Raw genomic sequence first — 23239 nt, forward strand, 5'->3', positions numbered from 1 at the left:
CCCCGGACCGGTGCCGGGTGCCCGCTGGTGCCGACTCCGCTCAGAGCGACGTCAGATAGGCCCGCCAGCCGCCGAAGCGGGTGATGTCGGGCGCGTCCTCGACGGCGTACGGCTCGACCAGGAACCCACTGGTCTGCCGGCCGTCGGCCAGCTCCACGGTGCCGATGGCCATCGGCGCGGGAACGGCTGCGGTCAGCGCACCGAACCCCGCGGCCGGCAGCCGCCAGACCTCGCCCTCGATGCCCCTTCCCCCGCCTCCATCCGCTCCCGTGTCACCGTGCGTGCCGGTTCCGGCGCCCGGCCCGTTCTCGGCGACCCTGACCAGGCCCGGCTTCGGCGGCTCGGTGGCCAGGGCGTGCAGCCGGTAGTTGCCCGCGGTGCGGGCCGGGCCGACGAGCGTGCCGCCCGCCTGGACCAGCTGGGCGTTGAGCGGCTGTCCGGTGAGGTGGGCGCCGACCACGAACAGGTCGAGCCCCGGATTGGCGAACCGTTCGGCCAAGGCGGCCAGGGCGCGGTCGGAGAAGGCCGGGCCGGTGAGCATCACGCCGAACGGCAGGCCGTCCACGAACCCGGCGGGGACGGCGAGCGAGGCGTAGTCCAGGAGGTTGGCGAAGTTGGTGAAGCGCCCCATCCGGGCGTTGGCGCCGACCGGGTCGGCCGCCACCTCGTCGAGGGTGGGGTGCCAGGTGGTGGTCGGGGTGAGCAGCGCCGCGCAGCCGTCGAGAGCCGCACGTGCGGCGGCGCCGAGCGCGGCGAGCCGGGCGGTGTCGGCGGCCCAGTCGGCGGCGGTCTTCTCCCGGCCGGCCAGCACGATGGCCGCGACGGTGGGGTCGAGGTCCGTGCCGATCAGGTCGTGGTGCTTCTCGATGTGCCCGCCCACGGCGGCGTACCGTTCGGCCACGAACGCGCCGCCGTACAGCAGTTGGGCGGCCTCCAGCAGCGGGGTGACATCGGCCTCGACGATCTCCGCTCCGGTGCCCGCCAGGCGGGCGGCCGCGGCGTCGAAGGCCTCCCGCCAGCCGTCGGCCATGCCTTCCAGGTTCGCTTCGTTCGGTACGGCGACCCTGGGGCGCGCGGCCGGCGGCGGAAGCTGGGTGCCGGTGCGGGAGAGCGGGTCGGCCCGGTCGGGGCCCTCGACGATCTCCGCGGCTGTGCGGGCGAGCCGCAGGTCGCGGGCGAAGACGGTGACGCAGTCGAGGGTGTAGCAGGCGGGGACCACGCCGGTCACGGGCACCAGGCCCTTGGTGGGCTTGACCCCGACGATGCCGTTGAGGGCGGCGGGCACCCGCCCGGAGCCGGCCGTGTCGGTGCCGAGGGCGATGTCGGCGATGCCCAGTGCGACCGCGACGGCGGAGCCGGCGGACGACCCGCCGGAAATGCGGGCCGGGTCCCAGGAGTTGCGTACGGCGCCGTAGGGGCTGCGGGTGCCGACCAGGCCGGTGGCGAACTGGTCCAGGTTGGTCTTGCCGAGCACCACGGCGCCGGCCGCGCGCAGCCGTGCAACAGCGGGCGCGTCGGCCTCCGGTAGGTAGGAGTAGGACGGCGCGCCGGCGGTCGTGGGCAGGCCGGCCACGTCGATGTTGTCCTTGACGGCTGCGACCAGGCCGGCCAGCGGCAGCTCCGGATCGATCCGGGCAGCCTCGGCGAGCACCTCGTGGCGGGGCCTGAGGTGGATCCAGATCTCGGGCCGGCCGGCGGACCCGATGCGGTCGTAGGCGGCCTCGACGCGGTCGGCCGGTGTCATGGCGCTCATGCCCGCACCGCCGCGAGGACCTGGCCGGGGGCGACCTGTTCACCGGGCTTGACGTAGATCTCCAGGAGGGTGCCGGTGGTGGGGGCACTCACTGTGGACTCCATCTTCATCGCCTCCAGCGAGAGGATCGGGTCGCCCTCGGCGACGGTGGTGCCCGGCCGCGCGATGGTCTGCCAGACGGTGGCGGTGAACGGCGCGGTGACCGGGACCGCGCCGTCCGGGACGGCGACGGCATCGGCGGGCGAGGGTTCGGGATCGTCGTTGCGGTCGAACTCGCCCGCTGCCCGCCAGCGTTCCTTCTCGGCCTCGAACGCGGCGCTCTGCCGCTGCCGGAAGGCGGTGATCGAGTCGGCGTCGGCGGCCAGGAAGGCGTTGTACTCGGCGATCGAGAAGGTGCCCTCCTCCATGTCGAAGCGGCCGCGGCCGGCGTCGGTCTCGGCGCGCAGTTCGAGGAGTTCCTCCGCGGTGACCGGGTACCACTCGATGCGGTCGAAGAAGCGCAGGGCCCACGGGGAGTCCTGGAACAGGCCGCCCCTGCGGAACCGGTTCCAGATCTGCACGGTGCGGCCGACGAACTGGTAGCCGCCGGGGCCTTCCATGCCGTAGATGCACAGGTAGGCACCGCCGATGCCGACGGAGTTCTCGGCGGTCCAGGTGCGGGCGGGGTTGTACTTGGTGGTAACGAGGCGGTGCCGTGGGTCGAGCGGGGTGGCCACGGGGGCGCCGAGATAGACGTCGCCGAGGCCGAGCACCAGATAGGAGGCGTCGAAGACCGTGCGGTAGACGTCGTCGGCGGTCTCCAGGCCGTTGACGCGGCGGATGAACTCGATGTTCCACGGGCACCAGGGGGCGTCGTCGCGCACGCCGGCCATGTACCGCTCGATGGCGAGGCGGGTGGCCGGGTCGTCCCAGCTGAGCGGGAGCCGGACCGTGCGGGAGGGGACCACCAGCTCGCTGGTGGGCGGGACCTCTTCCTCCAGTTCGCGCAGCAGGGCGGTGACGTCACGGGCCTTCAGCCGGCGGGCGTCCGTGTGGATCTGGAGGGAGCGGATGCCCGGGGTGACGTCGACGATGCCGTCGGGTGCGTGTGCGGCGAGGGTCTCCTGGAGGGCGTGCACGCGCATCCGCAGGCCGAGGTCGAGCGCCATGGGGCCGTACTCGACGAGGACGTTGTCGTCGCCGTCGCGGCGGTAGGTGACGCCGGGGCGGGTGCCGGTGGCTTCCAGGCGGCCCAGTATGCCGTCGTCGCCGTCTCCGCCGGTGCTGATCAGCGCGGGCGAGGCGCGGCGGGCGTCGAGGGCGGCCGCCTCGGCCTCTCTCACCGGCACGAACCGGACGGTGTCGCCGGGGCGGAGCTGGCCGAGCTTCCAGAGTTCGCCGCTGGCGACCACCGCGGGGCACACGAACCCGCCGAGGGACGGCCCGTCGGGGCCCAGGATGATCGGCGTGTCGCCGGTGAAGTCCAGAGCGCCCACCGCGTACGGCGTGTCGTGGATGTTGGACGGGTGCAGTCCGGCCTCGCCGCCGTCCTGTCGGGCCCACCGTGGTTTGGGTCCGATCAGGCGGATGCCGGTGCGGGCCGAGTTGTGGTGCACCTTGTAGTCGGTGGCGTAGAGGGTGTCGATGTCCTCGCGGGTGAAGAACTCCGGTGCCGCGTGCGGCCCTTCGGTGACACCGATCTGCCAGGACGAGATGATCGCGGGACGGCGCTCGGGCGGGGTCGGGCCGCCGGTGGAGGCGCTGGAGGCCGCGGGCCGCAGCACGTCTCCGGCGAGCAGCGCCCGGCCGCCGTGCCCGCCGAAGCCACCGAGGGTGAACGTCGAGGCGCTGCCCAGGTATTCGGGTACGTCGATGCCGCCCCGGACGGCCAGATAGCTGCGCAGGCCGGGTCCCGGTGCGGTGCCGAGGACCAGGGTGGCGCCGGCCGGGACCGGCACGGGCTCCCACAGGGCCGCCGCGATGCCGTCCACCATGAGCGGGACGGGGGCACCGGTGACGGCGACCTCGGTGGCGGCGGAGAAGCGCAGGGTCAGTCCGCCCGCGGTGACTTCGAGGGCGGGGGCCGCTGCCGGGTTGCCGACGGCCAGGTTGGCCTCGGCGAAGGAGACGGGGTCGAAGGGGCCGCTCGGCGGCACGCCCACGTGCCAGTAGCCGAGTCGGCCGGGCAGGTCCTGGACGGTGGTCATCGGCCCGGGCACCAGGACGTCGACGCGCGGCTCGGGGTCGGCGGTGGTGGCGAGGGTGCTGGTGCTGTGCACGGCCTCGCGCACCTCGCGCCGCACGGTCAGCGAGCGCAGCAGGCCCAGGTTGGTGACGACGCCGTCGACGCGGCTCGCCCCCAGGGCCTCGCCGAGCACGTCGAACGCGGCGTCGCGGGTGGCGCCGTGCGCGATCACCTTGGCGAGCATGGGGTCGTAGTACGGCGAGATCTCCAGGCCCGTCTCGACGAAACCGTCGACCCGGACACCGGGCATCTCGCCGGTGCCCCGACCGGGGAGGAGCGCCCGGGTCACCAGGCCCGAGGAGGGCAGGGAGTCCTTGCCGGGGTCCTCGGCGTAGACGCGGGCCTGAACGGCATGCCCGGTGGGCGTCCACTCCCGCTCGAACACCGCGTCGTCGACCCGGCCGTCGCGGGCCAGCGCGAGCATGAGCTCGACGAGGTCGACGCCGTACGCCTCCTCGGTCACCGGGTGCTCCACCTGGAGCCGGGTGTTGACCTCCAGGAAGGCGGCCTCCTCGTGCGTCGGGTCGTAGACGAACTCCACGGTCCCCGCGCCGCGGTAGCCGATCGACGCGAGGAGCCGGCGTGACGAGTCGTGCAGCAGTGCTCGGACGTGGTCGGGCAGGGCCGGGGCCGGGGCCTCCTCGATCACCTTCTGGTTGCGGCGCTGAAGCGAGCAGTCGCGGTCGCCGATGACGGCGATGCGGCCGGCGCCGTCGCCGAAGACCTGCACCTCGACGTGGCGGGCCGGGCGCACCAGGCGCTCCAGGAACACTCCGGCCGATCCGAAGTTGGCCTCGGCGAGCGCGGCCACGCGGGCGAAGGCCGCGCGCACCTCGTCGGCGGTGGCGCAGGCCTGCATGCCGATGCCGCCGCCACCGCCGGTGGCCTTGACCATGACGGGCAGCCCGATCGACTCGGCCGCGGTGACGGCCTCCTCGGCGCTCGCGAGAAGTTCCGTCCCGGCCAGCAGCGGCACGCCGGCCGCCTTGGCCAGGGCGCGCGCGGTGTGTTTCTCGCCGAAGGCGGTGATCTGGTCGGCGGTCGGGCCCGCGAAACTCAGGCCGGCCTCCTCGACGGCGCGGGCGAAGGCGGCGTTCTCGGAGAGGAATCCGTAGCCGGGGTGGATGATCCCGGCGCCATGGCCGAGCGCGGCCTCGATGATCGCGTCGCCGCGCAGATACGAGTCGCGGGCGGGCGGCGGACCGAGACGGACCGCGTGGTCGGCCTCGCGGACGTGCGGGGCGGCCCGGTCGGCGTCGGAGAAGACGGCGACGGTGGCCAGGCCCATCCGGTTGGCCGTGCGCAGGACACGGCGGGCTATCTCACCGCGGTTGGCGACCAGAACGGTGACGGGGCGGGTCACGCGGCGGCCTCCGGTGTGCTCGTGTCCCGCGCGGACCGCGGGCTCGCGTCGTCGGTGTTCGCGTCGTCGGCACTCGCGGGGTCGGCGGCGCCGGACGGGCTGTGTGGGTCCACGACGATCATCCGCAGCGGGGTCGGGTTGAAGTCGTTGCACGGGTTGTTCATCTGCGGGCAGTTGGACACGATCACCAGGACGTCCGTCTCGGCGCGGACCGCGACCCGGCGGCCGGGCGCCGACATGCCGTCCACGATGCCCAGCGCGCCGTCCGCCTCGACGGGCACGTTCATGAACCAGTTGAGGTTGGAGACGAGGTCCCGCACCCCCAGGCCGCGCCGGGATGCCTCGGCGAGGAAGTTCTCGCGGCAGCCGTGCTGGAACATCACATGATGGCCGTAGCGCAGGGTGTTGGACTCCTTGCCGCAGGCGCCCCCGATGGTGTCCTGGCGGTCGATCTCGTTCGCGACGACGGTCATCAGCGGACGGCCCTCACTACTGCGCAGAACCGTGCCGGTGCGCACATAGGCGTTGCCCTGCCAGGCCAGGGTGTCGGGGACGCTGTAGCGCTCCTCGGGGTCGTCGGCGTTGTAGAGCAGGCAGTCGCCGGACTGGTTGCCACCGACGTCGACGATCGTCAGGACGTGCCCCTTGCTCACCACCGCCGACCAGGGCGCGTTGGGCGCCACGTTCTCGTCCAGGACCACGGCGCCCTCGACCAGGCTCGCTCCCCAGTCCAGGGCGGAGCCCTCGGCATAGACCGCGCCGACCGGGACGGTGGAGGCGACGGTGCCGCCCGAGATGGTGGAACAGGTGACCACGGTGTTGACGGGGTCAACGTGGTCAACGGCGTTCTCGGCCTGTGTGGTCGCCATGTCACAGCCCCCGGGCTTCGCAGTAGTCGACGGTGTTGAGATACGCCCGGTGCAGCTCGGGAGTCGCGGTGAAGCGCGGTTCGTCGGGACCGGTCGCGGTGCCCCGCCAGGCGTGCACCCGCAGGGGTCCGACGACGTAGTCGGGGCGCGGGTCCAGCGGATGGGCGACGTTGGCGATCAGCACCAACAGGGGCATTTCCGCGACCAGTTCGACATACGCGCCCGGTCCCGCGCTGCCCCGCCAGGCGAGGGCGCCGTCCGCCTCGACGCGTACGCCCTGGAAGAAGGACACGCCGGGCGGCAGATCGCGTCGGCTCAGGCCGTGCTTTGCGGCCGCCTTGACGAAGAGTCCGCGGCCTGACGGGGACGGTCCTTCGGGGCGGGCGTCACCGTACTTGCGTTCGTTCCAGGCGTCGGTGGTGGTACCGCAGAAGGCGTCGTGCCGGCCTGAGGAGTCGCCGGTGACCACGGCCATGACCCGGCCGTCGCCGGACAACAGCGGGTGGTCGAGGCCCAGGTATGCCTGCCAGGGGATCTTCTGGGTGTCGGCGACGTTGAGCCGCTCGACCGGTTCCAGGGCGTTGAAGAGCAACAGGTGGGCGCAGGCGTCACCGGTCGGGTCGTCGAAACGCAGCCGGGTGCCGCGGGCGAGGGCCTTGTGGGTGTAGCCGCCGGGCGCGACCGTCTCCGCCCACACCAGGGCGGCCGGGTCGACTCCCGGTGGGCAGTGCGGGCTGCTCGACGCCGGAAGATACGGCATCCACTCGCCGGCCCGTCCGCCCTGGGCCCGGGCGTCGTCCCGGGCGCTGCCGACCGTGTCGGTCAGGTGCAGATCGCGGACGCCGGCGGCGGGCTGGGCGGTGGTGGATCGCTGCTGGTCGGCGTTACCCGTGGTCAGCTCGGTGACCTCGGAGGGTGGTTCGACAGGCGGTTCTGTGGGCGGTTCGGTGGGGTGTTGGGCGTGCGGCGTGGTGGCCGCAGGCCCGTCCGTCGTGCTCATGGGTGTCCCGTCGTCCCTTCGTCGGTGCGTCGTCAGCGCGTCCGGTGATGCATGGCCGGGGCTGGCCGCCCAGCCGTCAGGCAGGCTCGGCGACGGCCTCGGCCGGCGGCCCGATGTGCGTGTGGGGTACGTGCCTCAGCTCGATCCGGCGGTGCAGCCGGCGGGCGAGGAAGTAGCCGGCCCCGACGGCGAGGCTGACCCCGATGAACAGGAGTGCGCTCCATTGCAGCCACCAGGTACCGTCGGTGAGGTCGTAGATCTCCGCGCGGGGCCAGAGCAGGTTGACCGTCATGCCGACCTGGAAGAGCACGGCGAGCGTGTTGACGACGGTTCCCCCGCGTCCCAGTGAGAAGAGCGGCCGGCCCGTCTCGTCGACGCCGTCCGGGAGCGGGCCGGCGCCCCGGTGCCGGATCCGGGCGACCAGCAGCGGCAACGTCACGCCCAGGTAGGCGAGATAGAGCATGGCGATGCAGAGGCTGGAGAGCGCGGTGAAGATCGCCGACTGACGGACGTTCACCAGGAGGGCGATCGCGGCGCCCACGCCCACCACGATCGACGTGGTGATCGGCGTACCGGTGCGGGCGGAGACCTTCCCGAGGTGCCGGTGGAAGGGCAGGGCGCCCTCGCGTGCCATGGAGTAGATCATTCGTGCGCCGGAGGTCTGCACGGCGAGGGTGCAGGCGAACACCGCCACCGCGACGCAGCACAGCAGCAGCCGCCCCAGAGTGCCTCCGAGCCGGTCGGTGAGCACCCAGGACAGGCCGCCGGTGGCCAGGTTGCCGTCGGTCAGGCTGCTCGCGGCCGTCAATCCCGAGAGGATCAGCAGCGCGCCACCGATGCCCGAGATGATCAGCGCCCGCAGGATGGTCCGGGGAGTGGTCCGGCGGGGGCTGTGCGTTTCCTCCGCCAGCTCGCCCGCCGAGTCGAAGCCGACCATGACGTAGGCCGCCATCAGCGAGGAGGCGAGGAAGGCCCCGATGTAGCCGCCCTCGCCGGCCCAACCGGTGTGGTGAACCACCACCTGCGGGCCCCGTTCCGGCAGGAAGAAGAGCAGCAGTACCAGTGCGATCACACCGACGATCTCGATCACGACGCCGATGCTGGTGGCGGCGGCCATCTGACGGATGCCGAGGATGTTCACGACGGTGGTGACCACTAGCAGGAGACAGCCCAGGAGGACCGCGTTCTGGGCACCGGTCGGGGAGGCGACCGAAGGGTCGGCGCCCGATCCGCCGATGATCTGGAAGCCGGACCAGATGCCCGGCAGCACCGCCTGCGCGGCGATCGCGGCCGCCGCGACGGTGAGGATCTGCCCGATGATCATGATCCAGCCGGTGAACCAGCCGACCGTGGTGCCGGCCAGCCGGCTCGACCACTGGTAGATCGCCCCGGAGATGGGCCAGCGCGCCGCCAGTTCGGCGAAGCAGAGCGCGACCAGCAGCTGGCCCACGAAGACCAGCGGCCAGGTCCAGAAGAACGCCGCCCCGGCGAGGCCGAAGCCCAGGCCGAAGAGCTGGAAGACGGTGGTGAGGATCGACACGAAGGAGAATCCCGCGGCGAATGAGGCGAAGCTGCCCATTCCGCGGCGCAGTTCCTGGTGGTAGCCGACGGCTGGGGGGCTGGTTGTGACGCAGCCGGCCGGACGCGATCCAGGGGTGAGCTCTGATCGGTTCATCGCCGCACCTTCGATCAGGGTTTACCTGTCGGCTGACAGGTATTGCGATGGTGGGGCGGAGTGGTCTCACGGCCGAGTCACGGACGTTAACGTCGCGTAACCGGCGCCTCTCGTGCGGAGCTTACTGGTTCTCGCGCCCCTCGAAGAGGCCCCGCGGCCCGATGCGGAGCCGAACCCGACCGCTTTCCCGGCGTGTGCCACCGTCCTCCGTCAACCGTGTCCGGTTTCACCGTCGCAGCCGCGAAAGCCGCACCCGTGGTCCACAGTGCGCCAAGGAAAGGGCGTGCGAGCGCACCTCGGCGCTCAGGCCGGAGACCGCGTCAGGTGCGTCGAACGGCCGTGAGCAGCGGGCTTCGACCCGGCTCTGGCTGTCGGATCAGCGGTGGCCGGGGAACCGCAGGGCGTTCGCCCAGAGCCGGGTGACCGTGGACACGAGTTCCTCGAAGTCCACCGGCTCGCCGTCTTCTTGCCCTTCGCCGAGCACGAAGGCGTGGTAGGCCATGACGCTGACCATGCCCGACAGCGCGCGGGAGGCCATCATCGGATCGACCTCACGGTCCGCGACGCCCTGCGCCTGCAAGTCGGCGATGCCGCGGGCGTTCCGGCGGATGAACGCGTCAGCGCGCCGGGTTCGGAACGTCCGGAACTCCGGCTCCACTTGCGCGACCTGCTCAAGCAGTGCCATCAGCTTCGCGTTCCGCTTATAGGCCTCGAGATACGCGCGATTGCTCGCCTCGAGCACCGCATAGGGATCCTCGGCGCCCTCCACCCGGGCCATGCCGGGATGCAGCATGTCCTCCTGTGCCTCCAGGAGGACGGCGGCGAGCATCTCTTCCTTGTTGGCGAAGTAGGTGTAGAACGATCCCGCCGCGCACTGGGCTTCCTTGGTGATGTCGGTCAGACGGGTGTCGAGGTAGCCGTCCCGTTCGAACACCTTCCGGGCGGCCTTCACCAGAGCGGCCCGTGTCCGTGCCCCACGCTTCGTCGTGGGCGGCTCGCGAAGGTGCGAGAGGGGCACCATGGGGGGTGCCTTATCGCCGTCGGTCTCCTCGGGCACGGTGATGTCCATCGCCGGAACTGTACTGGACGGGTTGGCTCAAACAATCGATCAGACGCTGATCCCGAAGCGTTCGGCGAGTTGGCGACGGGTGTCGGCGGCGCTGGTGTGGAGTACGCCGCCGATTCCGATCCGTGCCGCCCCGTCGAGGTTCTGCTGCAGATCGTCGATCATGACCGCCTCCTCGGGGTCGACGCCGAGGCGTTCACATGCGATCGCGTAGATCCGTCGGGAGGGCTTGCGGATCCCCACCTCGGCGGAGATGACGACCACATCGGCAACGGTGGCGAGGTCGATGGCGTCGTAGGTTCCGGTGCCGAACGAATTCGATACGAGCGCAACGGGATGCCCCGCGGCCCGAAGATCGCCGAGCAGCGCGAGCGTGTCCCGGTCGATCGACATTCCCGCCTGCATCCGGGCCGTGAGTCCCTCGGCCTCCACGACGGCACCGTGGACCCGGAGACGTTCGGCGAATCCTCGCTCGAAGCCTTCGGCGTCGATACGGCCGCACTCGTGGTCGGACAGGAGGGCGCGCGACGGCTGGTCCCGGCGAAGGAGTTCCAACGGCAGGCGCGGGTCGCCGCCGAGCGAGGCGCCGAAGTCGGTGAAGGCCTGCAACACGCTGGAGGTGATGACGCCGCCGAAGTCCACCAGAACCGCGGTTCGGTCCTGTCCCATCAGGCGACCTCGAACAGTCCGGCCGCGCCCATTCCGCCGCCGACGCACATCGAGATCACCACAAACCTGGCGCCGCGGCGCTTGCCCTCGATGAGGGCATGCCCCACCAGCCGAGCCCCGGTCATTCCGTACGGATGACCCACCGAGATCGCGCCGCCGTTGACGTTGAACCGCTCCGGGTCGATGTGCAGTTCGTCCCGGCAGTACAACGCCTGGGAAGCGAACGCCTCGTTGAGCTCCCAAAGGCCGATGTCGTCGATGGTGAGGTTGTGCTGCTTCAGCAGCTTCGGGATGGCGAACACCGGGCCGATGCCCATCTCGTCCGGGCCGCAACCGGCGACCGCCATCCCCCGGTAGACGCCGAGCGGCTCCAGCCCGCGGCGCTCGGCTTCCCTCGACTCCATCAACACCGACGCCGCGGCGCCGTCCGACAACTGCGAGGAGTTGCCCGCCGTCACGCTCGAACGCGCGCTCACCTGACCGTCGGGCAGCACCGGCGCCAACCCGGCCAGGCCGTCGAGCGTCGTCGACGCGCGGTTGCCCTCGTCCCGGGTCAGCGTGACCTGCTCGTCCCGCACCTCCCCGGACTGCTTGTCGAGCACCTTCTTGACGCTGTCGAGCGCGACGATCTCCCGGTCGAACCGGCCGGCTTCCTGCGCCGCCGCGGTGCGCTGCTGCGACACCAGGGCGAACTCGTCCTGGCGTTCCCGGCTCACGCCGTAGCGTTCGGCGACGATCTCCGCCGTCTGCAACATCGGCAGGTAGATGCCCGGCTTGTGCTCGACCAGCCAGGGGTCGGTCATCCGGTGGGTGTTCATGTGGTCGTTCTGCACCAGGGAGATCGACTCGACGCCACCGCCGACGGCGACCTGCATGCCGTCCGCGACGATCTGCTTGGCGGCCGTCGCGACGGCCATCAGGCCCGACGAGCACTGCCGGTCCATCGTCATCCCCGGCACGGTGTCCGCAAGCCCGGCGCGGAGCGCCGCCTGACGCGCGACGTTGAAACCGGCTGACCCCTGCTGCACGGCGCAGCCGAAGATCACGTCCTCGACCTCGCCGCCTTCGAGCCCGGCACGCTGTACGGCGTGCGACAGGGCATGGGCGGCGAGTTCCTGCGCCTGGGTGTCGTTGAACGCGCCGCGGTAAGCCTTTCCGATCGGCGTCCGTGCCGTCGAAACGATGACTGCTTCCCTCATGTCGCCTCACTGTCTCCTGTTGGTCCGACGCCAACTGCGGCGCGGCGAGGGCTCTGGTTATAGTTGAATCCGGCGTCATGTTCAACCAGGCTCTCCCTGCCCCGAACGCTCGGGCAACGCGGGGCCCACATGCTCGCGACCTTGACAGCGCGCCTCCCTACCTGAAGGCTACCGACCAGTTGGTATGGAGGGGTGGGTCTTGACCGAGTTGAGCATCTCCACCGATACGGGCGTGTTCGACGCGATCGCGGCTGGTCCGCCCGAGGGCCGACCGGTTCTGCTGCTGCACGGTTTCCCGCAGACGGCGATGGCGTGGCAACGGCAGATCGCGGCGTTGGCCGCGCACGGCTACCGGGTGGTGGCACCCGACCAGCGCGGGTACTCCCCCGGCGCCCGTCCCCAGCGGCCCGAGGACTATCGCATGAGCCTGCTCGTCGACGACGTGGTCGCGATCACCGAGGAACTGGGCTGGGCGGCGTTCGACCTGGTCGGGCACGACTGGGGAGGCGCGGTGGCCTGGTGGACCGCTGATGCCCACCCCGACCGCGTACGCACCCTGACGGTCGTCTCGACACCCCATCCCGGCGCTCTGGCCACCAGCCTGCGCACCGACGAGGACCAGCGCGAGCGCTCGCACTACATGATCGACTGGCGTGAGACGCCCGCGACCGAGGAACGCATGCTGGCCCACGACGCCCAGCTGCTGCGCACCCTCTACGCCGGGAAGGTCCCGCAGGACAGTGCCGATGCCTATGTACGGCACCTGTCCCGGCCAGGCGCTCTCACCGCCGCGCTGAACTGGTACCGGGCAGGCCGCCCCGACGGCACGATCGGCGTCATCGAGGTGCCCACGTTGTACGTCTGGAGCACGAACGACAGCGCGTTCGGCGCGCGGGCGGCGCGGGAGACGGAGCGGTGGGTCAACGGGTCGTACCGCTTCGAGATCCTCCGGGGCGTCAGCCACTGGGTCCCCGAGGAAGCGCCCGAAACCCTGAACCGCCTGCTGCTCGAACACCTGCGAACGCACGGCGAGTACGGAACCGCAGTGAACAGCCCGTTCGTCAACTCTCCGAAGAGGCAACCATGAAGGCAGCGCGCGCGGCCTGGCGCGGACTCGAACCCGTACACGGCATGATCTATTTCGTCCCGGAGGCAAGGCGCCGGTACGCGGACCTCGGACTGAGCGGGCGCGCCGGCTACTTCACCTCCCGCAGCGCCGCGTTCGGCCGCGCTTCCGCCGAGCTGGTCATCTCGACCTTCTACAACTTCAACCCCGATCTCGTACGACAGGCGCTCGACGGGGCCTGGGACGCGACGACACCGCAGCAGGTGCTGGACGCCCGGTACGCCGCGGCAGGCGAAGCCCTGCGTCGGGCGGGAATCCACGAGCTGCCCGAGTTGGCCGAGGTCCTGGCGCTGACCCGCCGGGCCGCCGAGGCGGCCTGCGAACACGCGCAGGGCCGCCCGCTGTTCGCCGCGCACGCCGCGCTGCCCTGGCCGGAGGAGCCGGTGCTGCAACTGTGGCACGCCCAGACGCTGCTCCGGGAGTTCCGTGGAGACGGCCATGTCGCGTGTCTGCTGAGCGAGGGCGTCGGGAGCCTGGAAGCCCTGGTTCTGCACGCGGCCACCGGTGAAGTTCCCGTCGCCTTCCTCAAGGCGAGCCGCGCATGGCCCGAGGAGGAGTGGGCCGCCACCCAGGAGCGCCTGCGCGAGCGAGGTCTCCTCGACGGCGACTCCCTCAGCGCGGAGGGCGTCGTCCTGCGCCGGCACATCGAGGACCGCACCGACCGGCTGGCCCTACCCGCCTACGCCGCCCTTGGTGCCGCCGAGTGTGAGCGCCTCGCCGAGCTTGCGGGCCCCTTCGGCCGCGCCGTGATCGAAGCCGGTCTCCTCAAGCTCGGCTGACCTCCCCGGCCCTCTTCGGCGGTGGGGTCTCCAGCGGCCTGTCGCGTCCGGCTCCACCTCCGGACTGTCATGGACGGGAGCTTCTCGTCCCGGCACCATCGTGTACCTGCCCGCCGCGGTCGTGTTCGTCGTGTGGTTTTTCCGTATGCGCCGCAACACCTTCTGGCGCCGGACCGGTTCGCACCGGGCGCGGACCTGGCCGGTGAGCCTGTGGTGGGGTCTGTTCGTCCTCAGCGTCCTGTTCAACCGGTACGACGGGACGCGATGCGAGGACGCCGAGTCGGTGGTGGAGATCAGGGGTGCGGCGGTGCAGTACATGACCGCGGACGCGGTGCACATGTCGTCAAGGACGCGTCGGCCTGACGGCTCTCCCTGCCTCAAGGACTGACGCCGCGGACGACGTGGCGACGACGTGGCGTTACTCCCTGGCGCCGAGGTGGCTGCCGATCGACCGGGCGACCTCGGCGTGGGCGAGGTACTCGACGATGCTGTGGGCCCGGTCGCGGGCGTTGACGACGGCGAGGTCGGAGAGTCCGTCCGCCCAGTCGTCGCCCAGCGGGCACCCGATGGCGACCGCGTCGTTCGGGCACCAGACGTTGAGCCAGTCCGCCACGATGTCCGGGCGTTTCGGTCCGCCGACGAGCAGTCTGCCGTACACGCTGTCCAGACCGAGGGGACTGCCCGCCGTGGTCAGATGGACGACGTCCACCGCGGGGGACAGTCGTGTGATCAGGTCCAGGCCGACGACCGTGCCGAGGCTGTGGCTGACGAGGACCACTTCTCCCTCGTCCGGCATGGTCTCGAGCACGCAGCCCAGGACCTCGTCCCGGATGCGCCGGTCGTCGAGGTACGCGGCCACGTCGCGGAAGACCAGGGCGATGGCCCATGCGTCGAGGTCGCTCCTGGCGGCCAGCCAGCTCAGCCGCTTCTGCAGCGACCCGACCACATCGCCCAGGCCGATCCGTTCGGTGGCCAGTTGGGTCTCGTGCGGCATGTTCCACTTCGTGGCGGCCTCGCCGAGCATCTCCTCGTACACCGCGCGGGCGGAGGGGTTGGTGGGTGCGACCACCTCCGCCGCCGTGGCGGTCGGCGCCTCGACGACGTGGGGGACGGCCTCGTGCGCGGTCAGGGCCTCGACCAGTCTGTCTCCGTAGTAGGGGAACCAGACATCCGCCGGGTCGACCGGGGGGAGCCCCGCACGGACGAGCCCCTGGTTGAGCCCGGCCGCCCATTCGCGACGCAGATTCTCGGGCACCTTGTCCTCCTGGGAGCGACCGTGCAGGAAGACCAGGTGCCGATTGCCGCCGAACGCGCCGTCCCTGGCGCGCAGGCCCGCACGCGTGACCCTCTCGACGGCGGGGCGCGACGCCGCGACGGCGGGCGTGACGGCCGCCGCCGGACCCACGGCGGCCTCGGCGGGGCGCAGCCCGGACTCCGGGCCCATCTCGGCGAGCAGCGCCCGCTGCCGGGAGGTGAGGGGCAGGGGCAGGGGCAGCGCGGAGAGGTGGTTCAGGATCGAGCTGATGCGTACGCCCTCGTTGGACACCCAGTCGATGGCGTCGTCGCCGTCACCGGGGTCCCAGACCTGTCCGTCACGGCGCAGGACGCGGCCCTCGCCGTCGGTCCTGGGCACGCCGCTGTGGTGGAGGGCGACGACCTCCCACTGGTCGTTGAAGACGGGAGAGCCCGAGTTGCCGGGCTCGGTGTCCGTCTTGTAGTGGAGGAAGTCGTCGAGGCGCACCTGGAGCATGTTGTCGCGTACGGCGATCTCCTTCAGGCGCCCCATGGGGTGGCCGATGACGTTGACGGGCTCACCGATCACCAGCTTGCCCAGCTGGGCACTGAGCCGGTTCCAGCCGAAGGTCTCCCCCGGGGGCCGCTGGTCCGGGCCGCCGGCGACCAGTACCAGAGCGAAGTCGAGGCGCGCGTCCGCCACGAAGAACCCGTCGGGGTCGAGTTCCAGCCGTGTCGCCGGCTGAGGTGTGTTGTCGACGGTGACCTGGGCGTCGAACTCCACGAAGCACTGCCGGGCCGCGTCCGCGTCGGTGAGCACGTGATGGTTGGTCATCAGCAGTCTCGGCGACACGAGGAAGCCGGTGCCGATGGGCAGTTCACGTCCGTTCTCCCGCACCGAGATCCGGGCGATGGTGCGTGCCGCCCGGGCGCCGCGCGGTAGGAAGCTCCATGCCTGCAGCTCCTTGGACACCCCGAGGATGCGTTCGTACGCGGCGGGCGCGGCCAGGGGTTCCGCCCGGACCGCCTCCACCACCATGGAGGCGGGCACCGCGTGCCGGTCGAGCAGGCGGGCCGCGCGCGCCGCGAGCGCCTCCTGCGAATCCGGGAAGGTGACCCCGGCGTCCTGCTGCCGCTGGACCGACCGCCGCTCGTCGCCGCTCTCGTCGTACCGCGCGGCGGCCGCCGCGACCTGGCGCTCCCGCTCCTCGCGGGACCTGTCCGTCGCCGCCATGTCAGGTCACCGTCCTTCCGGCGGTGTGCCACGGCACGAAGGCGTTCGTCAGCCCCGCGAGGGCCGTCCGCAGCTCCGGGTGGTGGCGCAGCAGCACCGTGATCATGCTGTTGTCGTCGATCCAGGCCATACCGGCCTTGGAGTACACCTCAGGGGTGTAGTACTCGGTGAAGAAGCGGTCGCTGTTCAGGCGGCGCGAGGCCATCAGGATGAAGATGCGGAACGCGGTGTCGCTGAAGGCGAAACCGGCCGGCAGCTTCTCCGCGTACAGCCCGACCATGAGGTCGACCTTCTCGATGTCGCCGTCGTAGAGCTGCTCGATCTGCTCCGCGACCGCCCGGTTCTCCGCCAGCTCCAGGAAGTTCGCCGCGGGCTTGAGCCGCAGCAGGCGCCGGAACTCGTTGTAGCGGGGAACGCCAAGCTCACGGGAGCGCAGGATGTCGGTGGCGGCGAGGTCCTGGAGTTGCCCGTCGGGGCGCTCGAACTCCTGGAGGAACTTGGGGAAGTTGTGCAGGGTGACCAGTCCGGGGTGGAGCGTGCCGAAGCTGTAGAGCAGATCGGCCATCTCGGTGGTCTCCAGGACCTTCAGCGCCCCGGGGCCCGAGATGTCGCGCAGGGTGCAGTGGCGCAGGCTCGTGTCGTCGTCGGCGGAGCGCAGATGCCACTCGTCGCGGATGAGCGGGTGCATGCGGTAGACGGCCACGAACTCCTCGGTGAGGGAGTACGGGACGCCGTAGTGGTCCCGTTCGCCGCCGGGAATGCCGCTGACGACCTCGCTGTCGCTGATCCTGCCGAAGAGGTTGTGGACGCGCTCGCCCGCGATGCCCCACCAGTTGGCGCGCAGTGCCTTGACGGTGGTGGGGTGGCTGATCACGGCCGGTGTCCACTCCACGGTGTGGATCTTGGCGAGGAGCGCGGCGTTGACGAGCCGGGCGCGCTGGAAGAGTTCCTCGTCGTTCCAGGACGGGTACGCGCCGTGCAGGTGATCGCAGATCGCGTTGTGCTCACGGGCGAACAGGTCGTGCATCATGGCGAGGCCCAGCCAGAAGCCGGGGATGTGCGAGGGGTCGCGGGCGGGGTCCGAGGGGAACGGGGACTGTTCGTCGTCCCACAGGTGCAGTTTGCCCGTCCGGCCGCTGCGCATCTGGCGCTGTTCGGTCTCGTTCGTCCCGTAGATCTGCGACGCGTCCCACCAGTGGGAGGACACGTTGACGCGGGTGTCGGGGGTCCCGGCGGGTGCCTGCGGGTCGCGGGTCGGGTCGTCCGGAGTCCGCATGATCCGCATGGGGTGTTCCGGCCACGGGTCGTCGTCCATGAGGGGCACTTCCCAGGGCCGTTCCGTGGGGCTGGTCCCGTGGCTGAACCAGTCGCGGACCATGAACTGGAGCCAGGCGGCGACCAGGGAGTTGACCGATTCGGCGGGAGTGAGCTCGTCACGGGTGAGCAGGGCGCGGCTGACCTCGCGCGGGCTCGGCGCGGACAGTACGTCCTCGGGTGTGGCCGGGGCGATCCGGTCCAGCGGGATGTTCCGTCCGAAGCGGGTGCCCGCCATGCCCATCCGGGGCTCGTCGAGGTCGTTGTGGCTGCCGTCGGCGGTCCGGTTGACCCGGTGGCTCTCGGAGGGGGGTGCGGGGTCGGGCAGATCGACCGAGGGGAGTTGCCCGGTGTCGTGGAGGTTCTCCTGCCGGAGCTTGACGCGCAGTCCGAGGAGGGTCAACAGGCCGGGTATGACGGGCAGCCGGTCCCAGCCGATGCGCCGGTCCACCTTCTCGGCGCCGGCGGTGACGATCCGCCAGGGCAGTGACGTACGGTATCCGGCCGCGGAACGTCGTGCGGCGCGTCGTTGCTTGCTCATGGCGGTACTCCTTCGGCGGTTTCGAGGATCGCGTCGCTCGCCTTCTCACTGATCATGTAGATGGGGGTGGCGACGAAGAATCCGGGAATGCGGGGGAAGACCGAGGCGTCGACGATCCGCAGGCGGTCCACTCCACGCACCCGGAACCTGCTGTCGACGACGGCCGCGGGGTCGTCCGTCCGTCCCATTCGGCAGGTGCAGGACGCGTGGTGGCCCCAGGCCTCGTCCTGCACGAAACGGCGGACGGCGTCGCGGCCGTGGACCTCCTCGCCGGGCCACAACTCTTCGAGGATCACGGAGCCGACCCTGCGGTTCATGCCCCGCACGAACTCGACGGCACCGGCCATGGCTTCGAGGTCCGCGGCGTCCTTGTCCGTTCCCTCGCCGAAGTAGTGGAAGTTCACCAGCGGGGTGTCACGGGGGTCGGTGGAGCGCAGTCGCACCCGGCCCCCGGTGTTGTGGGTGCGGCTTTTGAGGATGGCCCAGGTGAAACGGTCCTGATGTCGTGTCAGGTCGCGCGAGTAGCCGGGGTAGTAGCCCCGGAAGTCGAAGGGGCCGCCGAAGATGAACAGGTCGGGTGCGTCCAGCTCCGGACGGGACTTGCGGGTGAGACCGACGACGGCGCCGTTGGTCGTGTACAGACCTTCGCCGCGTCGCCAGGCCCGGTAGCAGCGGTCCGGTTCGGTCCCGGGCTGCGGCGCGTGGAAGTCGCAGTCCTTGAGAATCGGGAACTCGCGGTCCGTCCGGCTGACCACGCCGACCTCGTACCGGTCCTGCAGATGCGCCCCGACCCCCTGGAGGTCGACCCGTACGGGGATGCCGTGCCGTTGCAGCTCCGCACGCGGTCCGATGCCCGAAAGCATCAGCAGCTGGGGCGTGTTGAAGGCCCCGGCGGCCAGGATCACCTCGCGGGAGGCGAGGACCCTGCGCAGAACCGGTGGCCCGGCATCCACCCGGCTTGCGGGATCGGCCCGGTAGGCGTGCGCCTCGTCCAGGTAGTCGACGCCGGCCGCGGCTCCGTTCCCGTCCAGTACGACCCCGGCCGCCAGGGCGTTCGTACGGACTTCCAGGTTGCCCGGATGGCTTCGCTGTACGGCCTGGACACGCTCGCGTACGGCGCTGCGTCGTCCGTCGGCCGTGGAGAGGGGGATCTGCCACAACCCCTGGAGGGCACGGGTCTGCGCCCGCCAGTCGTTGGGGTCGACGAAGGAGCCGAACCCCTCCAGCGGGGACAGCGGCCGGTCGAGGAATTCGGCCAGCGTGTCCTCCGCCGCCGAGAGGATGACCTTCAGCAACTGCTTGTCCTGGACGGCCAGTTCCGGGTCGGCGAGGGAGGTCGGCAGCCAGCCGTCGAATCCGTGGCGGGCGTCGTTGCGGTACCGGGAGGCCGTGAAGGGCAGGACCTTCAGCAGCGCGGCCAGCAGCGGGTTGGCGGGCGGCTCCTTGGGCCTCGGCCGGTAGGTGCAGCGTTCCAGCCGCTCGAAGTAGCGGCGCATGGCCGTGCTGTGCCACGTCGGGTCGCCGGTCTCCTCCGCGATCGCGTCCCAGTCGCGGTTGTACGGGTAGACGGTGATCAGCGCGTGGTGCGCGGTGCAGCCGCCGACCGTCCCGGCACGCGGGTAGAGGATGCCCCGGTCCGGCACGAGTTTGCTGTCGCGTTGCTGCTGCCGATCGTCGGCGTAGTGCCGTACGAAGTAGTTCCAGCACTGGACGGGGTCCTCGGAGGCGTCCGCGTGGAAGGCCGGTACCAGGTAGTTGTCGTTCTCCGGCGCACCGCCCGCGTCGAGCAGCAGGGTGCGCATGCCCGCGGCGGCGAGGTTGGCCGCCAGCGGTCCGCCACCCGCCCCGGCGCCGACGACGACGTATTCGAAATCCGTCTCGGGCGGGGCTGGGGATACGGCACCGGGCCCTCCCGTCACTTCCGCTTCGCCTTCACCGAGTTGGCGAGCGAGGTGGCGGCCAGGACCGTGTTGGCGGCCGAGATGAGCGTGGTGAGTACGGCGGTACGCGGTGGCAGCCGGCCGCTCAGGCCCAGCGTGGCCGCCGTCGCGGTGTCACTGCCGTGGATCAGGACGCCGTCGCGCAGGTCCTCCCGCAACCGCTCGTCGCGGTTGGTCAGCAGATCGAGGCCGAGCAGGATCGTGCGGATCCCGAAGAGCCGGAAGGCGTACACGGCCGCCGGACTGGGCGGCTCACGATCGGGGTCGAGACGCCGGATGAGCAGGTCGGGTGCCAACAGTCCGGCGGCCCCGTTGAAGAGCCGGATTCCAGCGAGTGCGTAGAGCGAGACAGCGCGAAGGCCGGGTTTCTGGTTGGCCATCATGTCTCCTGACGGTGCGGTGACATGTCTCCAAGAACCCCCGAAAACACTCCAACCACCACATTATGGGAACCGTGCCTCCCCTGCACCTCGAGCCCCGGGTTTCACCGGTGTCCGGGGCGCGCATGCACTCCAGGGAGAAAAGCGAGGTGACGATGCAGGCGTCAGAGGTCCCGCGTGCGGTGGCAGCGGCCAGGTCCACCGCCTCGTCACTCGGCCTGACGGTCGACGACGTGATCGTTCTTCATGACTCGAACAAGCTGACTCTGCGTCTGCTGCCATGTGACGTCCTGGCCCGGGTGGCACCTGTGGCGCACCAGGTCGCGCGGTTCGAGGTCGAGCTTGCTCAGCGGCTCGCCGGGGCCGGATGCCCTGTGGCTGCTCTCGAACCTCGCGTGGAGCCACGCGTCCATGAACGGGACGGCTTCGTGGTCACGTTCTGGACCTACTACGCACCCGTGACGCCTCGGGAGGTCTCACCGGCCGACTACGCCCATGCGCTCAAGCGGCTGCATGCCGGCATGCGCAAGCTCGATGTCCCGACGCCGCACTTCACGGACCGGGTCGAGCAGGCTCGGCAACTCGTGGCGAACCGCGACCGCACGCCGGCGCTCGCCGACGCGGACCGGGAGCTGCTCGGCGACACGTTGCGAAGCCTGAGACGAGTGGTCGGCGAGCGCGGCGGCGCCGAGCAGCTGCTGCACGGCGAGCCGCACCCGGGAAACGTGCTCGCCACGGAGAACGGGGTGCTGTTCATCGACCTTGAGACGTGTTGCCGCGGGCCCGTCGAATTCGATCTCGCCCATGCGCCCGCAGAAGTCAGCGAGCACTATCCGGGTGTCGAGCAGGACCTGCTGCGCGAGTGCCGCGTCCTCATGCTGGCGATGATCACAGCCTGGCGCTGGGATCGAGGCGACCAGCTCCCGAACGGGCGCCGGCTGGGCACACAGTGGCTCGGCCAGATCCGGGCCGCACTCGATCGAAACGGTCTGGACGTCCGTGGCTGATCGCGGGCCTTCGGGCCCCGACGGGCCGAGACGAACGGCGCCGGCCGCAGCGCGTGCCGCTCCAGGGATCGGTCATCCAGCTTGGCATGCCCCTGCCCGCACCGTGCCGTTGCCCGCGCCCCCGGCAAAACCGCAGGTCCGCCGGGGCTGACCAGCACTGGCGAAGGGCCGGCTTGGTGTCCTCCGAGCACACTTCGGCTCTTCGCCGACCTGGGCGTGCACGCGAGGGCGGCGGAGGGGGACCATGGGATGGCGAGCAGTGGCGCCGGCACCTGCCGATCCGGCAGGGCGCCGGCCCGATCCGCGGCGGGAGGAGGCTGCGGTATGGGTGCTACCGAACCCCTCCGGGGTGGTCCCGGCACGGCGGGTGTGGTTGCGTCCAGGCCGGGTGACCTACTGGACGTGCTGAACGTGGCCGCCGTCCTCCTCGACGCCCAAGGCAAGATCGACCTCTGGAGCCCGCAGGCGGAGGTCCTCTTCGGCTACAGCACCGAGGAGGCCCTGGGCCAGTACGCGGGCCAGCTGCTGATCGACAAGGAGCACCTCGACACGGTGCTGGCGCTGTTCGCCCAGGTCATGCGGGACGGCAAGAGCTGGGCCGGGGTCTTTCCCGTGCGGCGCAAGGACGGCAGCACGCGCATGGTGGAGTTTCGCAACATGCGGTTGCAGGACGACCAGCGCGACTACTGGGCGCTGGGCCTGGCCACGGACCAGGCGACGCTGCGGCAGGTGGAGCGGAGCCTGGCCCTGTCCGCCCAGCTGGTGTCCCAGTCACCGATCGGGCTGGGCATGCTGGACACCGACCTCCGGTACATCTCCGTCAACCCCGCGGAGGAACGGATGAACGGCGTCCCGGCCGCCGAGCACATCGGCCGCCACGTCCATGAGGTGCTGCCCTTGCTGGACGACTCCTTCGAGGGTGCCATGCGTGAGGTCCTGGCCTCCGGGAGGCCGATCGTGGATCAGTACACCGTCGGCCGCACAGCCGCCGACCCGGACCACGACCACGCCTGGTCGATCTCGTTCTACCGGCTCGAATCCCCCAACGGGCAAGTGCTCGGCGTGGCCACCTCCAGCGTCGACGTCACCGACCGGCACCACGCCGTGGAAGAACAACGTCGCACCGCCCTCACCCTCCAACGCAGCCTGCTGCCCCATCCCCCTTCGCAGCGACCCGGTCTCGATGTCGCCTTCCGCTACCGCCCCGCCCAGGCCACCATCGAGATCGGCGGCGACTGGTTCGACGTCATCCCCCTCAAGGGCGACAAGACCGCCCTCGTCGTCGGCGACGTCATGGGCAGCGGCGTCACAGCCGCCGGCGCCATGGGACAGCTGCGCACCGCCACCAGGACGCTGGCCGACCTCGACCTGGCCCCTGACCAGGTCCTGCACCACCTCGACCACATCACCGAGGACGTCGACACCATCGCCACCTGCGTCTATGCCGTCTTTGATCCCCGCACCGCGCGATGCCAGGTCTCCCTCGCCGGACACCTGCCGCCCGTCCTCCTTCACCGGGACGGCACACGCGAGCTGCTCGACCTGCCCACCGGGGCGCCCCTGGGCGGCTGCGGCATCTCCTTCGACTCCACCTCCATCGACTTCAGGCCCGGGGACCAGCTCGTCCTCTACACCGACGGCCTCATCGAGACCCGCGACCAGCCGATCGACGTACGTCTGGATGCCCTCCTCGGCATCCTCGACGACCCGAACCGCTCCATCGACGCCACCTGTGACCTGCTCCTGCACACCCTGCGTGACGACGGCGATCACGACGACGTGGCCCTGCTCATCGCCCGGGCCGGCCCCCACCCCGCAGGCGAGGCGACCGGCGACGGGTGAGGAGCCGTCGCGTGCATGGCCTTGG

17 protein-coding genes are annotated in these 23239 nt (G+C 71.0%); 5 read left to right on the forward strand and 12 right to left on the reverse strand.

Annotated features, from left to right (window positions below; translation table 11 throughout):
* Positions 1–40: 40 nt before the first annotated feature.
* From ADK36_RS00565 to ADK36_RS00600, 8 genes are all read right to left on the reverse strand, one after another.
* Positions 41–1744, reverse strand: coding sequence for an allophanate hydrolase (locus ADK36_RS00565; protein ID WP_048579777.1), 1704 nt, complete (start codon positions 1742–1744; stop codon positions 41–43).
* Between the two features lie 5 nt (positions 1745–1749).
* On the reverse strand, positions 1750–5340 hold the full coding sequence (gene uca, locus ADK36_RS00570) for an urea carboxylase (protein ID WP_048579776.1): 3591 nt from the start codon (positions 5338–5340) through the stop codon (positions 1750–1752).
* Positions 5337–6209 (reverse strand): urea amidolyase associated protein UAAP2, encoded by an 873-nt coding sequence (locus ADK36_RS00575; RefSeq protein WP_338060767.1) that lies wholly within the window; start codon positions 6207–6209, stop codon positions 5337–5339. The genes uca and ADK36_RS00575 overlap by 4 nt, the downstream gene beginning before the upstream one ends.
* Position 6210: 1 nt before the next feature.
* Entirely contained in the window at positions 6211–7209 is a 999-nt protein-coding gene (locus tag ADK36_RS00580; RefSeq protein ID WP_048579775.1) for an urea amidolyase associated protein UAAP1, read from the reverse strand.
* A 76-nt stretch (positions 7210–7285) separates the two neighbouring features.
* Positions 7286–8884 carry an amino acid permease gene (locus tag ADK36_RS00585; protein WP_048579774.1) on the reverse strand — a complete coding sequence of 533 codons (1599 nt, stop codon included), beginning with the start codon at positions 8882–8884 and terminating at the stop codon, positions 7286–7288.
* Between the two features lie 376 nt (positions 8885–9260).
* Positions 9261–9953, reverse strand: a complete 693-nt coding sequence (locus ADK36_RS00590) for a TetR/AcrR family transcriptional regulator (protein WP_048579773.1) — start codon at positions 9951–9953, stop codon at positions 9261–9263.
* Positions 9954–9992: 39 nt separating this feature from the next.
* Positions 9993–10619, reverse strand: coding sequence for an HAD family hydrolase (locus ADK36_RS00595; RefSeq protein WP_048579772.1), 627 nt, complete (start codon positions 10617–10619; stop codon positions 9993–9995).
* Complete coding sequence (locus ADK36_RS00600) at positions 10619–11818, reverse strand: acetyl-CoA C-acyltransferase (RefSeq protein WP_048579771.1); 1200 nt, start codon at positions 11816–11818, stop codon at positions 10619–10621. The genes ADK36_RS00595 and ADK36_RS00600 overlap by 1 nt, the downstream gene beginning before the upstream one ends.
* A 199-nt stretch (positions 11819–12017) precedes the next feature.
* Between ADK36_RS00600 and ADK36_RS00605 the strand changes: the two genes are divergently transcribed.
* The 3 genes from ADK36_RS00605 (at position 12018) to ADK36_RS00615 (ending at position 14111) form a co-directional block, all read left to right on the forward strand.
* A complete protein-coding gene (locus ADK36_RS00605) occupies positions 12018–12905 on the forward strand; it encodes an alpha/beta hydrolase (RefSeq protein ID WP_338060768.1) in 888 nt (295 codons plus the stop codon).
* On the forward strand, positions 12902–13723 hold the full coding sequence (locus tag ADK36_RS00610) for an SCO6745 family protein (protein ID WP_053195890.1): 822 nt from the start codon (positions 12902–12904) through the stop codon (positions 13721–13723). The genes ADK36_RS00605 and ADK36_RS00610 overlap by 4 nt, the downstream gene beginning before the upstream one ends.
* Before the next feature lie 145 nt (positions 13724–13868).
* Positions 13869–14111, forward strand: a complete 243-nt coding sequence (locus ADK36_RS00615) for a hypothetical protein (RefSeq protein WP_159391071.1) — start codon at positions 13869–13871, stop codon at positions 14109–14111.
* A gap of 30 nt (positions 14112–14141) precedes the next feature.
* Here ADK36_RS00615 and ADK36_RS00620 read toward each other — a convergent pair whose 3' ends face one another.
* Genes ADK36_RS00620 through ADK36_RS00635 form a run of 4 tightly spaced genes read right to left on the reverse strand, consistent with a single transcriptional unit; the run spans position 14142 to position 20368 of the window.
* On the reverse strand, positions 14142–16190 hold the full coding sequence (locus tag ADK36_RS00620; RefSeq protein WP_053195894.1) for a trypsin-like serine peptidase: 2049 nt from the start codon (positions 16188–16190) through the stop codon (positions 14142–14144).
* Position 16191: 1 nt separating this feature from the next.
* On the reverse strand, positions 16192–18045 hold the full coding sequence (locus ADK36_RS00625) for a peroxidase family protein (RefSeq protein ID WP_048579766.1): 1854 nt from the start codon (positions 18043–18045) through the stop codon (positions 16192–16194).
* Complete coding sequence (locus tag ADK36_RS00630) at positions 18042–19964, reverse strand: GMC family oxidoreductase (protein ID WP_048579765.1); 1923 nt, start codon at positions 19962–19964, stop codon at positions 18042–18044. The genes ADK36_RS00625 and ADK36_RS00630 overlap by 4 nt, the downstream gene beginning before the upstream one ends.
* Entirely contained in the window at positions 19961–20368 is a 408-nt protein-coding gene (locus ADK36_RS00635) for a hypothetical protein (protein ID WP_199830067.1), read from the reverse strand. Before ADK36_RS00635 ends, ADK36_RS00630 begins: the two co-directional genes overlap by 4 nt.
* A gap of 152 nt (positions 20369–20520) precedes the next feature.
* Here ADK36_RS00635 and ADK36_RS00640 point away from each other — a divergent pair, with 152 nt between their 5' ends.
* Together ADK36_RS00640 and ADK36_RS00645 are read left to right on the forward strand one after the other, a co-directional pair.
* The gene (locus ADK36_RS00640) at positions 20521–21372 is read left to right on the forward strand and encodes a phosphotransferase enzyme family protein (RefSeq protein ID WP_053196016.1); all 852 of its coding nucleotides are present in this window, start codon (positions 20521–20523) and stop codon (positions 21370–21372) included.
* Between the two features lie 324 nt (positions 21373–21696).
* Positions 21697–23214 (forward strand): SpoIIE family protein phosphatase, encoded by a 1518-nt coding sequence (locus tag ADK36_RS00645; protein ID WP_053195896.1) that lies wholly within the window; start codon positions 21697–21699, stop codon positions 23212–23214.
* Positions 23215–23239 lie beyond the last annotated feature (25 nt).

Source organism: Streptomyces viridochromogenes (genome assembly GCF_001270495.1).
Lineage (GTDB): Bacteria > Actinomycetota > Actinomycetes > Streptomycetales > Streptomycetaceae > Streptomyces > Streptomyces viridochromogenes_A.

Excerpts from the sequence above, each read along its gene's own strand:
- ADK36_RS00565 (WP_048579777.1), bottom strand. The coding sequence starts at position 1,744 with ATGACACCGGCCGACCGCGTCGAGGCCGCCTACGACCGCATCGGGTCC.
- ADK36_RS00575 (WP_338060767.1), bottom strand. The coding sequence starts at position 6,209 with ATGGCGACCACACAGGCCGAGAACGCCGTTGACCACGTTGACCCCGTC.
- ADK36_RS00580 (WP_048579775.1), bottom strand. The coding sequence starts at position 7,209 with ATGAGCACGACGGACGGGCCTGCGGCCACCACGCCGCACGCCCAACAC.
- ADK36_RS00585 (WP_048579774.1), bottom strand. The coding sequence starts at position 8,884 with ATGAACCGATCAGAGCTCACCCCTGGATCGCGTCCGGCCGGCTGCGTC.
- ADK36_RS00590 (WP_048579773.1), bottom strand. The coding sequence starts at position 9,953 with ATGGACATCACCGTGCCCGAGGAGACCGACGGCGATAAGGCACCCCCC.
- ADK36_RS00595 (WP_048579772.1), bottom strand. The coding sequence starts at position 10,619 with ATGGGACAGGACCGAACCGCGGTTCTGGTGGACTTCGGCGGCGTCATC.
- ADK36_RS00600 (WP_048579771.1), bottom strand. The coding sequence starts at position 11,818 with ATGAGGGAAGCAGTCATCGTTTCGACGGCACGGACGCCGATCGGAAAG.
- ADK36_RS00610 (WP_053195890.1), top strand. The coding sequence starts at position 12,902 with ATGAAGGCAGCGCGCGCGGCCTGGCGCGGACTCGAACCCGTACACGGC.
- ADK36_RS00615 (WP_159391071.1), top strand. The coding sequence starts at position 13,869 with ATGCGCCGCAACACCTTCTGGCGCCGGACCGGTTCGCACCGGGCGCGG.
- ADK36_RS00620 (WP_053195894.1), bottom strand. The coding sequence starts at position 16,190 with ATGGCGGCGACGGACAGGTCCCGCGAGGAGCGGGAGCGCCAGGTCGCG.
- ADK36_RS00625 (WP_048579766.1), bottom strand. The coding sequence starts at position 18,045 with ATGAGCAAGCAACGACGCGCCGCACGACGTTCCGCGGCCGGATACCGT.
- ADK36_RS00635 (WP_199830067.1), bottom strand. The coding sequence starts at position 20,368 with ATGATGGCCAACCAGAAACCCGGCCTTCGCGCTGTCTCGCTCTACGCA.
- ADK36_RS00640 (WP_053196016.1), top strand. The coding sequence starts at position 20,521 with ATGCAGGCGTCAGAGGTCCCGCGTGCGGTGGCAGCGGCCAGGTCCACC.
- ADK36_RS00645 (WP_053195896.1), top strand. The coding sequence starts at position 21,697 with ATGGGTGCTACCGAACCCCTCCGGGGTGGTCCCGGCACGGCGGGTGTG.